A 13,735-nucleotide genomic window follows, 5' to 3' on the forward strand; every position below is an offset into this window, starting at 1 on the left:
CCTACGTCGCTACCCCATCGGGAGAAGGCTTCGCTGTCATCACGATAGATGATCTTGACCGGGGCAGAGGGGTCGTATCCTACTGCCGGTCTTGGGGACAGGTGCTGTACCGAGCGGATATTGTGGTTATCCATCGTCTACATCCTCGCGTTTGCGGTCCAGGTGAAGTAGACCCAGTTATTGGCGGCACTAAAGAGGGCATCACTCTCGAAGCCGTTTCTTGTACCATTTGTCATTATGGAGCCCGCAGACGGGGTCTGATTGTCTCCGCTCCCGCTAGTTGTCACTCGGTTGGCAGTTCCGGAGGCGTCCCTGTAGGACATACTCGGCGAAGCTCGCATTGGGACAGGAAAGTATACGGTGTTGCCGACATAGCTTGAGTCGACGCCGCCACCAACCTGGATCCTGAGTCCTCTCTCAACCCAGTAGCGCATGCAGTCGCGGAGCACATTGGCTGGATCGGGCACTTCGAACTGCCCATAGTCGCCTGTCCCGTCGGGGTCGCGGCGTAGGCCGACATCGAAGACTTCGAAGACATTCGCGGTAGACGAGGCACCATTGGTCTGATTACCGGTCGCGAGCATCAAACCCGACTGCCAGCCGGCAACTCCCCGATAGGTAGCTCCTGCCGCTATTGTAAAGCGCAGATCCCAGCTCTTGACATCGCCAGTCGGCCACACACCCGAGGTGTCTCCGGTAAAGGAAATCTCCTTTACGACATCAGTTCCTGCCTCAGCTGCCGAGATCACGACTTCGGCTACATACGACCGATCCAGTGCCGCATTAAGGAGTGCCACACACCAGGTACCCTGGGGAAAGTTCATCCCGACACGGATGACACCCGGTCTGGCATTCGCCGTGCCGAACAAGAAGTCCGCAACCCTCGCCCCCTCGATTGGCTGGAATATCGTCAGGTGGTCGCCTGCGTCCAGGGCAGCGTCGGCCGTTGTGATTGTGGCCCGCAGGCGATCCTTGGAACCTGCCGGAGTGGTGCTCTGGACTCGCTGGATAGAGAATGCAGCAGTGGCAAAGTTGGCCCCCAGAACCCACTGATCCGCAACATAGTAGGGCGCTGAAGTCCCCGCCGTATTTTCGTTCTCCTGACTGACCTGCATGCAGGGATTGACGATGCGGTTGCGGCGAACATCGAGAAGGGAGGCGGCGTAGGAGACGACGTCGCTTTCGAAGGCGATCTTGCTCCAGGCCGACCAGATCGACGGGCTTCCGGTTCGCACTCTCTGCCAGAGGTTGCCCCCGGCCTCGGCAGGATATGCGATCTGCCACCGATCTTCCGTATCCGCGTACTGACCGACCCATGCATGATAGTCCATGTCGTCTCCGGGACCGTTGGCGTCCATCCCGTTCATCAGGCGATTCTGGATGCGCCCTGGCAGGATGTTGGTAGAGTCGTTCCAGTTGGCGACACCGTCCGGGGCCGCCTGCTGCGCCCCCGGATGGTAGCTCCGGCAATGTCCAGCTTTGTGTCCAGCGCGCTCTGCTGCGCTGTCGAGACCGGCTTGTCGGAATCTGCCGTATTGTCGGCATTCCCCAGCCCTACCTGAGCCTTCGTCACGCCGTGAGGATTGTTCGTGGCGTTCATGTGGTCGGTGATCAGGTTGATGAACTCGGCGGGCTCGATGACCCGCACCCTGCCGGCTCCTGCCAGGTTGATCTTCGACGTACCCATGACGCCGCCGATCTTGGACGAGTAGACCGCGTCGCGGGAGAGGCTTGTACCGCCGCCGCTGATCGTACCTATGCCAATCTCGATGTCGGTGCCCTCCTCGATGGCGTAGTAGACGTTGTCGCCATCGGCAGCTCCTACATCGCTGAAGGAGTAGAGATTGCTCGAGATTGCCGCACCGAGATTGACCGCGGCGGTTCCCGTCGATGCCGTCAGGACATAGACGCGATTGAAGAATTTAAGAGCCATTGTGGGCCTCTATGATTAGGAGAGAGCTGCTTGGATGCGTGGGTGACGGGCGCGAGCCGAGGCACCGTGTCGGGCGGGAACGATTTCCAAGATCTGGAGCGGAGGGACCGAGATACCGACTGCCGGCTCGATGCGTGCCCGCACCACGAAGCGCGGTCTCTCGATGACGTCTATCTCAACCAGCCCGGTTATGTGCGCCTGGGCGACGGCTCCCTGCGTGAAGACCGTCTTCTCCGTATAGATCCTCGCAGCGACGTACGGCGCAAGATCCAGCGCGCTCGCAAGAGCGATTTCCCTTGCGTCTACTGCGAGGATCACTCCCACTCGTCCGGAAACAGAAGCATCTATGGCAAGATTGACTGCGCCAAAGTTTATCCAGACGCCGATAGCGGGCTCCAAGACCGAGCCAACTGCCATCGCAGCCTCGACCGGAACTCGCTGACCGGCCACGGCAGCAGCGGGGCTCGCAAGAGATATCGCGGGCGCAGCCAAGACTGCCAGTGCGATCCGCTGCGCCTGCCCCTGTGCGACGGAGGCAACGCCAAGGGAGTCGAAGCCGAGCATGCTACGGCGCCGTGTAGGTGCCGGTCAGGAACGGTGACAGAGGAATGAGGAAATCGACCCCGTCTGCCGCTGTCAAGGCGCCGCCAAAGTCCGTGTAGATGAGAGGGGCCTTGTTGGCATCCAGATCGTCGAAGATCACGAGCGCGTAGGCTGGTCCGATATCTCCGGCTGTAGCCCTCACGCGCACCTCGTCCGCGTTGAGGGCTCCGTCGTCGGAGCCAACCGTTGCGGCGACGACGTTCGCCAAGGGTTCTCCGCCCGCCGTCCATCCGCTACCGGATACTTCCTTAGCGTTGCCGACGCCGGCAACCTGCTCGAGCGTCGTATTGGTCGGATCGAAGGCTGCCGTGCTGTCCAGCAGCATGACCTTCAGGTTCGGGAGATTCACCAACTGCCCCATGAAGAGGCGCGTGGTGTGATTGAAAAGCGTGGTTGTGAACGCCATGAGGTGGGGCTCCTAGAGTTAGCTGCGGGTGCCGGTAAGAACGCCATAGACGCCCGAGAGCGTGTCGTCGGGCGGATCAGGGGCGATGATGGTCAGGATGTCTCCTGGCTGGGCGGTGAAGCCGAGCGTGGCCAGCGTGCCGGTCATGGCGGCTGCGGCGAACGTGATCGTCCCCACCTGGACCCCATTCAGATCGACCGACCATACGGCACTGGCGGTTGCCGCCACCTTCGCGAATACAAAGGACCCTCCGAAGTTCGCGGGGTAAACCACCTCGGTCGAGTAAACCGCGCGAAAGACTTCCTCTCCGCCTGCGGGCTTGCCTGGATCCTCGAACAGCAGGTCAAATTTGTCGCCCACACCCGTCGGCCCTGCCGGACCTCTGCCGTAAAGATTAGGCCCCGCCCAGTCTCCGGGGGTGTCGGAGGCCTTGATCCAAAGCTCGAACGGGTCGGCGGAGATGTCGAGAAAGATGAATTCCTTGGGCTCCGCGTCGTATGCCGCACGTTCGGCCAGCGTTCCGGCCGCATCGAAGTTGATGAACGAGAGCGCCTGAAGACGGATGGTAATATCGGCAAGCCGGTCGTTGGCCTCTGTCGCCTTGGCCGAGTAGGCGGACTGGCGATCGACGGCATATGTCAGACCACTGCCGGTCGCTCCCGGCCAGACGTACGCGAGCTCCAGTTCCGTGTCGGATGTGACCGAGGCAATCGGTATGGCAATGCCGGCTAGAGAAAACAGCCCGCCATTGATCAGGAACAGATCCCATGCGGTGCCGCTGCCGGTCACGGTCTTGGAGCCCGACGTCACGGAGACCGTGCCGGTTGAATAGATGGTCATGGATGTTGACCCTATAGAGAGGTGGGAATGGCGAAGACGTAGTAGCGGTAGCCGTAGACCCGCATGAAGTCGTCGTGGGTCGCCTCGACATCGCCATCGCCGCTGTTTCTAGCGCCGTCGGCATTGCCGCGAGACATCCAGAACTTGACCGAGGTATCCGTCACCAGAGCACATGAGCTGCGGCTGGAAGGATAGCCCTCGGCCCACGTGACCGGCTCGGTGCGGAGCATCTCGAAGATCGGAGAGCTGATGTTGCTGCCGTCGCCGCGCATGACGTAGTACTTCAGGAACGGCCTGTAGCTGCCGTCGTTCGGGAAGTTGACGGTCAGCGAGTGCGTCCCAATCCGGGGCTCGGAGCCATCGGCCGCGAACTGTGAGTGATCGACGAAGCCCTCCGCCACGATCGGCAGATAGGCGAAGCGGGTGTCGAGCAGGATGTCCCTGCTGCTCGGGGCCGTGTCGGACGAGCCGGGCCGCTTGATCTGGATGTTGCCATCCGCAAGTCTCCTGAAGACCTGGCTGCCTCCCCCGGTCTGGGGCAGCCCGTCGTCGTGGCAGATCATGTAGCGAACCGTTATGCCGACAGGGCCGTTGTTGAAGACGCGAACCCTGTCGCCATAGATGGTGTAGTCCATCTTCAGGCGATAGTCGTCGATATACCCCGCCACTGTCGTCGCGGCCTGCGGCACGAACGCCGAACCCCCGGTCTCCCAGCACATCCAGTCCATGAAAGAATTCTCGTTCAGGGCGACCGGAGAGATCAGGTCGACCGACGAGCTGGCGGGGATATTGACGTCTCCGGCACGGACGATCTTCATCGGCACCTTGGTGCTGTCGATGATGATGCCTTCGCCGGGTCCGTCCGCGCTTGCCCCGGCCTTCGCTATCCGCACGAGCGAAGGTATGAGAATGGTGTTGCGAGACCCTGGTGCTCCGACGGGCGAAGCCGGTATCGGCGTGCTGTCGGCCGGTAGGTTCAAGATGGTGCAGAGCACTGGCTGCTGACCACTCTCATACACATCGTCGATGTAGCTGAAGTCTCCGCCGATCTTCCCGCCGATGCACGCCGGGAATTCACCTGCGGTGAACCGCCCGCTGACACGCTTCACAGCCCACATGCGGGTGGGGCCGAGGCTGACATTCTTGCCGATAACATACACGCCAGCGCTGCTTTGCACGTAACGAACCTGAGGGCCCGTGATCTGCGACCCGAGCGCCTTCTTCTCCCGATACTCGTAGACAATGGACTGGTCTCCAAGGCCGAGAATACGGCTTGGAAAGATCGCCTGGTACTGGAGCGTGGTGAACATCCCGATGTGCTTGTGGCAGTCGGCCCAGCCTGTCCCCGCGGGAAAGAAGTTGTCGGTATCCGGCGCAATGCTGCCCTCGAACCGGGCGCTCTGGAAGTAGTCGACATAGCCGACCTTGCCCGTTTCGCTGTTGAACAGGAACTTGCCGTAATCGTAGTTCGATGTGATCAGCGGGTCGTCGCCGTCGTTCCGCATCACCTTGACGACGCCGCCAACTCCGGGCTTATGACCTACGAACAGCCGCGTCATCAGTTGAATATCTCCAGCGAGGCGTTGGAGCCACTGCCCTTGAGCACCAGCTTGCCATTGCTCGACTGAAGGACGTCGAAGGTCAGCGATCCGAGGACGACGTTCTGCACCTTCAGAACGCTGCCAGCATAGACGAATGGAGATCCATTGACTGTCCCATCCGTGATGATGAATTGATCCGCTTCAAACACCCAGCGAGCGCTGTCCGGAAGCACATCCAGATAGGCACCGCCTGTACGGAACGCTCCGCCTGCGGTCGCCTTCCCCTGCAGAGAGAAGCGGGCGGAGACGCCACCAGGCGCGGCCACGGCTTCCCATTTCATCAAGCCCTGCGCCGTACCGGCATCGGCGATCGCCTGCACCGCCGTGATGTCTTGCGCCAGGGCGCTGTCAGCGTCGGCGCGCGCGTTCGATTCCTGAACAATCGCGGCAGAGTTCTGGTCCACCGACGCGCTGACTGCCGTGATGTCCTGGGCAAGGGCCTCGTCTGCCGCAACTCGAAGGACGCTCTCCTTGCGGATCGACGCCTCGGCATTGCCAATCTTGCGCTCGAAGCGCTTGCGGTCGACGATGTCTTCGACGTTGGCCGTGGCGCCGTTCGCAGCCAGGTACTCCACACGCTCGAAGATCTCTTCCGCCTCGGTCCACCTGTCCTTGAAAAAGTTGCGCATATCCTCCTGGAGGCTGGCGAGATAGACGGCGATATCGGTATAGGGCTGATCCGGCGTTGTGATGGTCGCCGGGTCCGACCACGCCACAACCCTCTGCGGGCTGGTCACCAGTCTGGTGCGAACCGAATACTCCGTCGCCGAGACGACGCCCTCGACCAGAACCGCGGACGACACGTCGTCGGAGACCCGCAGAGAGCCCTTCGATGCGGGCTGATCGGTCGGCCACCACTCAAGGTCCACGCCAACGACCGTGACATCGTCGATCGCATCCCACTGAGCGCGGATCGCCGGCATGAGCTTGTCGGCCGTGCCGGCGAGCACCGCAGCCAGTTGTAAGTTAACGACCTCTTGCAGATAGACTGGCTTGCCGGGCGGATACGGGACGATCGGCACCGGGTTCTGCACGCCGTCGTATATACCGGCATTCCGCTCCTGCAGCGAGAGAACCGCAACGCGCGGCTTGTCGCTATCGAGGGACTTCAGAACCCGGCTGACGACGATATAGGTCTTCGTGCCGTACCGGGCGCTGTTCCATGTGATCCAGTCGCCGGCCTTAAGCACCTGCCAGCGGGGGCGAAGGGTTATGTCCGCCGTCGCCTCCAGGCGGTTTTCGGCGGCATAGATTGAGGCGAGCTGTTTGGCCTGCCGCGGGCTCCGCACCGTCGGAAAGTCCATCGGAACATCACGGGTGCGGCGATCCACCACGATCGCATCGTCCAACACAATCGACTCGTAGCCGACCATGGACCAGAGCTGCTCAGGATCGGGATGGGTGCCCTGTATCGAGTTCACCAGTTCGGACATGGATCGGTATTTCTGCCAGCGCACCGGCTCGCCGACCACGAGATCATCATCTGTGATCGTCGCCACCACCGGCTGAGCCGCGCCCACCATCGGCCAGGAACCGTCCACGGCATCGATCACGACGCCGCCGCAGGACTTCATCAACGCTTCGATGTTGTCGCCATGCGTTGCGGTGCAGTCCATCATGATGGAGCAGCGATAGCGGGCTTCGCCTTCCACCGTCTCGTCGCAGACATTGGCGGCCGAGGTGAACTTGTCGAGCGGCAGATCGCTCGCATCCATCTCCATGCCGCAGAACAGATCGCCGTTCACCGACAGCCCGCGCCGGTAGTTGTAATCCATGACGATCGGGTTTTCGGTGAACTCGTGGGTGGAGACGTCATTCCACCGATGCGAGCCCGAGCCGCCTACCGTCGAGTCCTTCCGCCAGTCATAGAGGGGCGCACCCTTGACCTCGAAGAACATGTCCGGGCGGCCGAGCTGATTGTCCCGCACGAACTCGGCCGTGACGATGACATAGGCATTGCCGATACCCTTGCAATCGACGGTCCAGCGGTCGGCCGGTTTAGCGTTGGCAACAAGCGCCGCATCGGCTGCGACCTGCTTTCCATCATACCATTTGATCCAGACAACGCCGGCATAGTCGCCGGACGTCACCGGCCAGCCCTTTGCCGGGTCCGGGTTGTTGCGGTCGAATGTGACCCATTCGCCATTGATCGCGACCCGGTTCAGATCTGAGCAGAAATAGTCAGAGACCTGGTAGACGTCCTGAAGCCATTTATTGTCGCTGCCATAGGCGTTGACGTGGCACTCATGGCCGGCGATGCCGACAAGCCCCATCGCCACCTGGCGCGGGACGTCCGCTCCGTATTGGGTCTGGATCTGAACGCCGGTCGGCTCCGGCCTTTCCTGCTTTCGCCGCCGAAAATAGGCCGAAGCCAGGTTAAAGCCGATGCCGAGCGCCAGCTTGCCGAGGAACGTGCCGGCGGCGCCGACGATGAACGAGCCTACGGAGCCGATCGCACCGGCGATCGCGCCAATTGCTGCACCGATGAATGGCATGGATCAGTCCCCGACGCGGAACGCCGTTTTGATTTCGGTGATGGGCAGGATCAGCACGGACCCCTCGCCTCGAGTCACGAACCCGATATTGGTGACGACGCCCCCGGAGATCGCGCCATCACGCTCAATGACGCCCAGGTCGCCACGGCGGGCGGACAGGCGGCCAATCTCAGGTAGCCGGGCGCGGAATGCATCCTCGACCGTTTCAAAGCCGCGCTTGCGTAGCTGCCTGGCGGCGCCGGCCTCCGTCTTGTAGCGGATGCCCCTGTAGAGCTTTTCGCCCGTGATCGCCTCGAAGGCATCAGCCGGGATAATCCAGCAGTCCGAGACGCCGAACTGCGATGGCAGGTCGATGTGACGCTCGACGACCTCGTTGAGGCGCTTTTCCCAATCGGGCACGCGAACGATCATCGGTTCCGTCCCCATAGGATCTCTTCGCGCCCCGTCGTCGCGGCATTGATGTAGAAGTCATCGCCGGGCGACCGCCTTGCCTGATCCGCCATGGTGCGCTTGCGGCCATTCGTTCGGGTGTAGTCGAGCGCCCGCGTCTCACAGTCGGCGATGAGCTTGTAGCCTTCGCCCGAATCCTCCTCATGCCGGAGCTGGTCGACATAGCCGCGCCGCAGCGGTTCGACATGCAGAAGCTCGCCGGTATCGGGATGGAAGTGCGCGTCGTAGATCGTAACCGGCCGATCGCGGTAATCCTCCATCTCAATCGTCTTGAGCACATCGGGCGTGAGACCGTCGTCGGGCGATTCCGCGAGCTCGACCGTGAACTGCTGGGCGGAGGTGCCCATCGATCCGTCGAGGTCGGAAACCTTGATGACGCCGCCCGGCTGGTAGGTGAGCCCGCCCCATGCCAGCGGCGTCTGGGCTTTGATGAACCCATAGGTGCCGGTGCCGAAGGCGGACTTGATCAGGCCGCGGACATCGACCCGACCCTCGTCGAGAAGATCGAGAACAGAGCTGGGAAACGTCATGCCATCACCCGCTGCACTGCCTTGAAGGAGACCGGCGTCGGCACGAGCACGTTGCTCTCCGACCAGCTCCTCGGATCCATGATGAACTTGCACACCGGAAGCCAGAGCCGAGCCGTGGCGGCCGTGGTGAAGATCGACGTGTGCAGGAACGGGGCAACCGCCAGCGTGACGGCGCCGAAACCGTCCGCCGCGACGTCCTCCAGCACTTCGTAGTAGCCATAGTGGCCACTCTGCTCCAACCCGACCCGATCGCCAACCTTGGCCTGATATCCGGCTGGAAGACCCGACAGGCCGAGCAGGCCGGATGCCCCGACACTGGCAACCCCGGCCGTGCCGTTCCAGCCGTCCGAGATATCGCCTGGCGCCGTCGCATCGGGATAGGCAGCCGGCGGATTGCGAGATGTGTCGTAGGCGAGGAATTCGCGGAGCCCGCGAAAGCTCTTCTTCCACGCCGACCAGATGCGCTTTCTATCGGGCTCGAGGACGTTGGTCTCCATGGCCAGCTCCCATACGTCGTCGGCCACCTTCGACATGTTGATTTTTGCGCCCTTGTGAGAGGCCGCCGAAGTCACGCTGTCGGTAAGCGTGAACGTCAACTCGACCGTCTGGTAATCGGGAACATCGCGAGGGAAAACGGGAGCCATCAGTCGATTATCCCTCGCCGGCGACCTTCTTTGATGTTGCTGGCGGTGCGCTGTACGCTGCCCTTGTCGTACTGGCGCAGTATTGAGTCCGCCCGGCGGTCGGAAATCCGCTCCACCGCGGCCTGCCAGTTGCCATCCCGGTCCACCCACACGCGCACATCGGCCACACCGCCGGGACGGCCGCCGCTGTTGAGCGTCTGGCCGGGCTTCGTGATATCGACACGCTCGTTCGGCGATTTGCGGAACTGCACCAGCTGGCTGTCGATGCCCCCTGCCCCACCCGGCAAGATTGTCCCACCGTTCGCAAAGCTTGGAATGCCGGCCATGTCGGCGAACATGCCGCCCAAGCCGCCGCCACCGCCGCCAAAGCTGAACAGGGAGCGAAAGGCGCTGTTGAGCAGCATGCTGCCGAGCTGGCTCAGGACATCCGCAAGCACGTCCTTCAGCTTCTTCGAACCGTCGATCAGCCCCTGAAACGCGCTGGTGATCGTGCCGGCGATGGACTGCCCGACCTTCTCAAGTGAAAACATGTTCTTCTCGGCATCTTTCGTAGCCTTGTCGAAGGCATCTTGAGCCTGAAGAACCGCTCGGTTGTAGGTATCCTGTTTTATAGCACCGGCCGCGAGCAGTTCGCTCAGCCGTGCAATTTGCGCCTGGTATTGCTCAAGTGGTGTGCGTGTCTGTTCAATTATTCGGGCGGCCTCGCGCGCCATCGGGTCGAGCGCCTTCTTGGCGCCGCCGCTGGCGCCGTCCCCGAAATTGACGACGAAAGTTTCGCCAGCACGCTTGCCGGCATCGCCGAAGGCCTGATCAAAAGCGGTCTGATCGCCACGCAGGAGGGCGGCTTCCTGGCTGAATATCCCCTCGATATCCTTGCGGATGTTCGCGGCCATTTCGGCGGATGCATCCTGCCCGGCCTTGAAGGCTTCCCATGCCCCGCTGAAGTTGCCACTCCTAACGCGGTCGAGGGCTTCCATGATGCCGGCGAATTCCACCCGCAGGCGTGCGGCGACGATGGTAACGCTGGCGAGTTCCTGCGCCAGCCATTCGAAAATGCCGCCGACGTTCTCTACCATTCCCCTGATGTTGCCTTCTTCCTTGACGAAATCGACGAAGCGGTTGGTCAAGGCCTCCAGCGCCGGCAGGAGCTTCTCCGCCATGATGAGATAGAGGCCGTCTTTCGCCTTTCCGAGGCGGGCCAGGTTGTCGTTGAACGCCTCCGCTGCCTTGCCGGTACGTTCATTGAGGACGATTCCGAGCTGGTCCGCTTCAGCCATCATGGAGCGGATGCCATCAGCGCCCTGGTTAAGCATCGGGATAAGACTAGCGCCGGCGCGGCCGAACAGTGCCACAGCCAGAGCCGTCTTTTCCGCACTGTCCTCCATCTGAACGAACTTGCCGGCGACCTCGGTCATGATCTGGCTCGAGGTCTTCAGGGAACCGTCGGAGTTCTGAACGGATATGCCGATGGCGTCGAAAGCCCGCTTTGCCTCCTGTCCCGCGCCGGCGGCTATGTCGAACATGTTCTTCGACAGCCGCCGGATGGCGGTGGACAGGCCCTCGACGCCAACCCCGGAAAGATCGGCTGCATGCTTCAGTCGCGACAGTTCGTCAACGGGAACGCCGATGCTCTGGGCGAGCTTCGCCATATCGTCGGCTTCGTCAATGGTCCTTTTCAGGCCAACGGCGATGGCTCCGGCCATCGCAGTGGCAGAGGCGGCTGTGGCAGCGAAGGCCTTCGCTGCCGTGCGCGCAAACCTGTCGACGCGGGATTGGGCGTTCTTCAGGCCATTCTGGAACTGAGCGCTGTCGATCCCGAGGTTCACCCGGAGTGCTCCGATAACCGCATTTGCCATGCGATAGTCCTTTCCTTAGAATTTGCGCATTAGCGGGAGATCGAGGGGCGTTCTAGTGAAGCAGATATTCGCAATCGGAGCGGCTTTGATGACGATAGGATGTCAATCACACGCTCCGGATGAAACCAGAGAGCTACTGTCACGCGGCAAATCCATACAGGAGGAAGTGCGTGCAAACACGACGGCACATGGCTGGACCGTCAGATGCACCAACGATCAATTCAAGGATGAACGGCGATGCTACGCCGGAAAATTTGGCTCCGGCCCCGCTGGAAGCGGTATCCCCTTTCAGGTCTCTTTCACAAATGGACGAGGACCGCACATTCTTGCGGGGTTCGACAATTTTCCGGGACGTCATGCGACAATACGTGTCGACTCCGGCCAGGTCCTGTCAGTGAAATCGCCATCTCGCGTAGTCGAGTCCCTCAAATCGGGGAGCATTGCCTATGTCGAGTACCATGTTTGGCCACGCGGTGCTGAACGGATGACGGTCGATCTCACTGGCTTTGCCACAGCATATGAAGAACTCCGATCGATCCTGTAGAAAGCTCCGTTGGGTGCTCTATCGTTTAGACGTTGACCGCACCCAAGCCTGAGCCGCGGCGAAATCGGATTCCCAGGCGTTCTTTCGTCCGGAGGCCGCTTTCGGTTCGGCCGTCAGGTCTTTCAGTTTCCAGAACTCGCGGGATTTTGCGGGTGCGTAGGCCGTCATGAACGCCGTGTGCCAGACCATCTCCGTCCGCTGGTTGCGTTCACGTTTGCGGCGGATCACGACGCCCTTGAGGATGGTGTCGATCTCGCGCAGGGTCAGGGACCAGAACAACGCCGGGTCCTGCTCTGCATCCACCCATGACTGAAGCAGCGAGGGCCAGCTTAGGCCTTGGCCTTCGCCGCTTTCGGAGGGCGCGCCTTGGCCGCGTCATCCTCCTTGACGTCGGGCATGGACGCGGTGACGACCTTGCCGAGCAGCGCGCCGGCTTCAACCAGGCCGAGATCGCTCATGATGCTGCCCGCTTCCTCCAAGGTGATCTCGGGCTTTTGCCCGATCAGCGCCGCACGGAACAGCTTCCGGATGAAATGCATGCGGAGCTTGCCGGCCGCGAGCGTCTGATAGAACTCGTTGAGGATCTCGTCCGTGGTCTTGTCGAACTCGTCCTCAAGCATGCACCACTCATTGGTGGCAATGCGCAGAGTGTATTCGGTGCCGTCGATCTTCGCCGACACCTCCCCTTTATGACGGTTTGCCATGTATCAGCCTCAAGCCGCGATGACGGCAGCGGTCTCTATCGAGTTCGCGTCCGTGCTGAAACTGTCATTGGAACCGGTGACGGTGACGCGGATGTCGTCACCGACATCATCGGCGACGGGCACATAGGCCATGCCGGTGGCGCCCACGATATCGGCAAAGATGCCGTCGCCGGCATTGTCCTTCTGCCACTGGATGGCGAAGTCCTTGGCGCCGGCCCAGATGCCGGGATCGAGCGTAAGCGGGACGCCGACCTGGGCGGTGCCGGTGATCGACGGCGCTTCGATCGCCCGCGGAGCGGTCGCCGCCGTCTGGATCGGCTCGCCCGATACCTTAATCGTGACGGTCGCCGTCTGCTTGTCATCGGTCGGGGTCGTCTTCTCGTAGCCCTTGCGGGTACCGCGGAACAGCACCTGGACGCCGTTCGGAAACGTGATGCGGTTCCACTTGCGCTTTCCCTTGGCGGCGATCATCGCCAGGTCGGAGGCAGAGCCAGGCACATAGTTCATCTCGAACGATGCCTCGCCCGGATCGGTCAGGCCATCGATGAACTCACGGGTCTTGTTCGGCGACTGCATGTGCGTCGCGTCGATATCGTCCGTCGTGTCGGACGGCGGCGTCAGGTTGAAGACTTCGGCGATGTAGGTGAAGTCGGTCGGGGTCGCGATATCGGCGAACTCGAAGACCGAGCCATAGCCAATGGAGGCTTCAGTGTCGGGCATGGGAAGTGCTCCTATTCAGAATGATGGATGAATACGTCGATGCTGGTGCGAAACAGATGCGTGACCTCGCCGGCATCGGCGGCGGGCAGATCGCGTTCGGAATCGATGAAGATGCCTTGGATGAAAGTGCCGGCTACGGTGCCGCGAAAGCCTGAGAGGATGGCGATAACTGCGCGGGCGGTGTGTTTCGATGACGTGTATGTCTCGCCGTAGCAGTCGATCTGCACGCGGCTTTGGACGTAACCGGAAGCACCCTGCAGATGGTAGTCGTGCAGCCCGGTGATGCGCTTCAGAACGGCGTAAGGGCGTTCAACCTCACTGCCGTCAGGATTCTTCTGAGGTTTGCGGCCCCAATATCTCCGCCCCCCGGCGACGGATACCAGGAGAGAAACAAGCGCTTCTTCCATGA

General features: G+C 61.6%; 15 protein-coding genes. All 15 read right to left on the reverse strand.

What is annotated here, in order from left to right; all coding sequences use genetic code 11:
• Nucleotides 1-137: 137 nt before the first annotated feature.
• The 15 genes from NTH_RS19885 to gp17 all read right to left on the reverse strand — a co-directional run bounded on the left by NTH_RS19885 (nt 138) and on the right by gp17 (nt 13,733).
• Nucleotides 138-1,367 (reverse strand): hypothetical protein, encoded by a 1,230-nt coding sequence (locus NTH_RS19885; protein WP_338531640.1) that lies wholly within the window; start codon nt 1,365-1,367, stop codon nt 138-140.
• Nucleotides 1,367-1,933, reverse strand: a complete 567-nt coding sequence (locus NTH_RS19890; protein WP_338531641.1) for a hypothetical protein — start codon at nt 1,931-1,933, stop codon at nt 1,367-1,369. The genes NTH_RS19885 and NTH_RS19890 overlap by 1 nt, the downstream gene beginning before the upstream one ends.
• Before the next feature lie 15 nt (nt 1,934-1,948).
• Entirely contained in the window at nt 1,949-2,497 is a 549-nt protein-coding gene (locus tag NTH_RS19895) for a hypothetical protein (protein WP_338531642.1), read from the reverse strand.
• Nucleotide 2,498: 1 nt separating this feature from the next.
• A complete protein-coding gene (locus tag NTH_RS19900) occupies nt 2,499-2,942 on the reverse strand; it encodes a hypothetical protein (protein ID WP_338531643.1) in 444 nt (147 codons plus the stop codon).
• Nucleotides 2,943-2,960: 18 nt separating this feature from the next.
• A complete protein-coding gene (locus tag NTH_RS19905) occupies nt 2,961-3,782 on the reverse strand; it encodes a hypothetical protein (RefSeq protein ID WP_338531644.1) in 822 nt (273 codons plus the stop codon).
• 11 nt (nt 3,783-3,793) lie between these two features.
• Nucleotides 3,794-5,341: a hypothetical protein gene (locus NTH_RS19910; protein WP_338531645.1), complete on the reverse strand. Its 1,548-nt coding sequence runs from the start codon at nt 5,339-5,341 to the stop codon at nt 3,794-3,796.
• Nucleotides 5,341-7,878, reverse strand: coding sequence for a hypothetical protein (locus tag NTH_RS19915; protein WP_338531646.1), 2,538 nt, complete (start codon nt 7,876-7,878; stop codon nt 5,341-5,343). The genes NTH_RS19910 and NTH_RS19915 overlap by 1 nt, the downstream gene beginning before the upstream one ends.
• A gap of 3 nt (nt 7,879-7,881) precedes the next feature.
• Nucleotides 7,882-8,289, reverse strand: coding sequence for a DUF6950 family protein (locus NTH_RS19920; RefSeq protein WP_338531647.1), 408 nt, complete (start codon nt 8,287-8,289; stop codon nt 7,882-7,884).
• Nucleotides 8,286-8,858, reverse strand: a complete 573-nt coding sequence (locus tag NTH_RS19925; protein WP_338531648.1) for a DUF2163 domain-containing protein — start codon at nt 8,856-8,858, stop codon at nt 8,286-8,288. The genes NTH_RS19920 and NTH_RS19925 overlap by 4 nt, the downstream gene beginning before the upstream one ends.
• Nucleotides 8,855-9,502, reverse strand: coding sequence for a hypothetical protein (locus NTH_RS19930; protein ID WP_338531649.1), 648 nt, complete (start codon nt 9,500-9,502; stop codon nt 8,855-8,857). The genes NTH_RS19925 and NTH_RS19930 overlap by 4 nt, the downstream gene beginning before the upstream one ends.
• Nucleotides 9,502-10,917, reverse strand: a complete 1,416-nt coding sequence (locus NTH_RS19935; protein WP_338531650.1) for a hypothetical protein — start codon at nt 10,915-10,917, stop codon at nt 9,502-9,504. The genes NTH_RS19930 and NTH_RS19935 overlap by 1 nt, the downstream gene beginning before the upstream one ends.
• A 1,003-nt stretch (nt 10,918-11,920) precedes the next feature.
• Nucleotides 11,921-12,181 (reverse strand): hypothetical protein, encoded by a 261-nt coding sequence (locus NTH_RS19940; RefSeq protein ID WP_338531651.1) that lies wholly within the window; start codon nt 12,179-12,181, stop codon nt 11,921-11,923.
• A gap of 50 nt (nt 12,182-12,231) precedes the next feature.
• Nucleotides 12,232-12,606 (reverse strand): hypothetical protein, encoded by a 375-nt coding sequence (locus NTH_RS19945; RefSeq protein ID WP_338531652.1) that lies wholly within the window; start codon nt 12,604-12,606, stop codon nt 12,232-12,234.
• A gap of 9 nt (nt 12,607-12,615) precedes the next feature.
• Nucleotides 12,616-13,326: a phage tail tube protein gene (locus NTH_RS19950; RefSeq protein ID WP_338531653.1), complete on the reverse strand. Its 711-nt coding sequence runs from the start codon at nt 13,324-13,326 to the stop codon at nt 12,616-12,618.
• An 11-nt stretch (nt 13,327-13,337) separates the two neighbouring features.
• Nucleotides 13,338-13,733 (reverse strand): tail completion protein gp17, encoded by a 396-nt coding sequence (gp17, locus tag NTH_RS19955; protein ID WP_338531654.1) that lies wholly within the window; start codon nt 13,731-13,733, stop codon nt 13,338-13,340.
• Nucleotides 13,734-13,735: the final 2 nt, after the last annotated feature.

Origin of the sequence: Nitratireductor thuwali (assembly GCF_036621415.1) — a bacterium.
Classification (GTDB): Bacteria; Pseudomonadota; Alphaproteobacteria; order Rhizobiales; family Rhizobiaceae; genus Chelativorans; species Chelativorans thuwali.

Bases quoted from the DNA above. Each gene is read 5' to 3' on its own strand.
- NTH_RS19930 (WP_338531649.1), bottom strand. From the start codon at position 9,502: ATGGCTCCCGTTTTCCCTCGCGATGTTCCCGATTACCAGACGGTCGAG.
- NTH_RS19905 (WP_338531644.1), bottom strand. From the start codon at position 3,782: ATGACCATCTATTCAACCGGCACGGTCTCCGTGACGTCGGGCTCCAAG.
- NTH_RS19925 (WP_338531648.1), bottom strand. From the start codon at position 8,858: ATGACGTTTCCCAGCTCTGTTCTCGATCTTCTCGACGAGGGTCGGGTC.
- NTH_RS19920 (WP_338531647.1), bottom strand. From the start codon at position 8,289: ATGATCGTTCGCGTGCCCGATTGGGAAAAGCGCCTCAACGAGGTCGTC.
- NTH_RS19900 (WP_338531643.1), bottom strand. From the start codon at position 2,942: ATGGCGTTCACAACCACGCTTTTCAATCACACCACGCGCCTCTTCATG.
- NTH_RS19885 (WP_338531640.1), bottom strand. From the start codon at position 1,367: ATGAACGGGATGGACGCCAACGGTCCCGGAGACGACATGGACTATCAT.
- NTH_RS19945 (WP_338531652.1), bottom strand. From the start codon at position 12,606: ATGGCAAACCGTCATAAAGGGGAGGTGTCGGCGAAGATCGACGGCACC.
- NTH_RS19895 (WP_338531642.1), bottom strand. From the start codon at position 2,497: ATGCTCGGCTTCGACTCCCTTGGCGTTGCCTCCGTCGCACAGGGGCAG.
- gp17 (WP_338531654.1), bottom strand. From the start codon at position 13,733: ATGGAAGAAGCGCTTGTTTCTCTCCTGGTATCCGTCGCCGGGGGGCGG.
- NTH_RS19950 (WP_338531653.1), bottom strand. From the start codon at position 13,326: ATGCCCGACACTGAAGCCTCCATTGGCTATGGCTCGGTCTTCGAGTTC.
- NTH_RS19935 (WP_338531650.1), bottom strand. From the start codon at position 10,917: ATGACCGAGGTCGCCGGCAAGTTCGTTCAGATGGAGGACAGTGCGGAA.
- NTH_RS19910 (WP_338531645.1), bottom strand. From the start codon at position 5,341: ATGACGCGGCTGTTCGTAGGTCATAAGCCCGGAGTTGGCGGCGTCGTC.
- NTH_RS19915 (WP_338531646.1), bottom strand. From the start codon at position 7,878: ATGCCATTCATCGGTGCAGCAATTGGCGCGATCGCCGGTGCGATCGGC.
- NTH_RS19890 (WP_338531641.1), bottom strand. From the start codon at position 1,933: ATGGCTCTTAAATTCTTCAATCGCGTCTATGTCCTGACGGCATCGACG.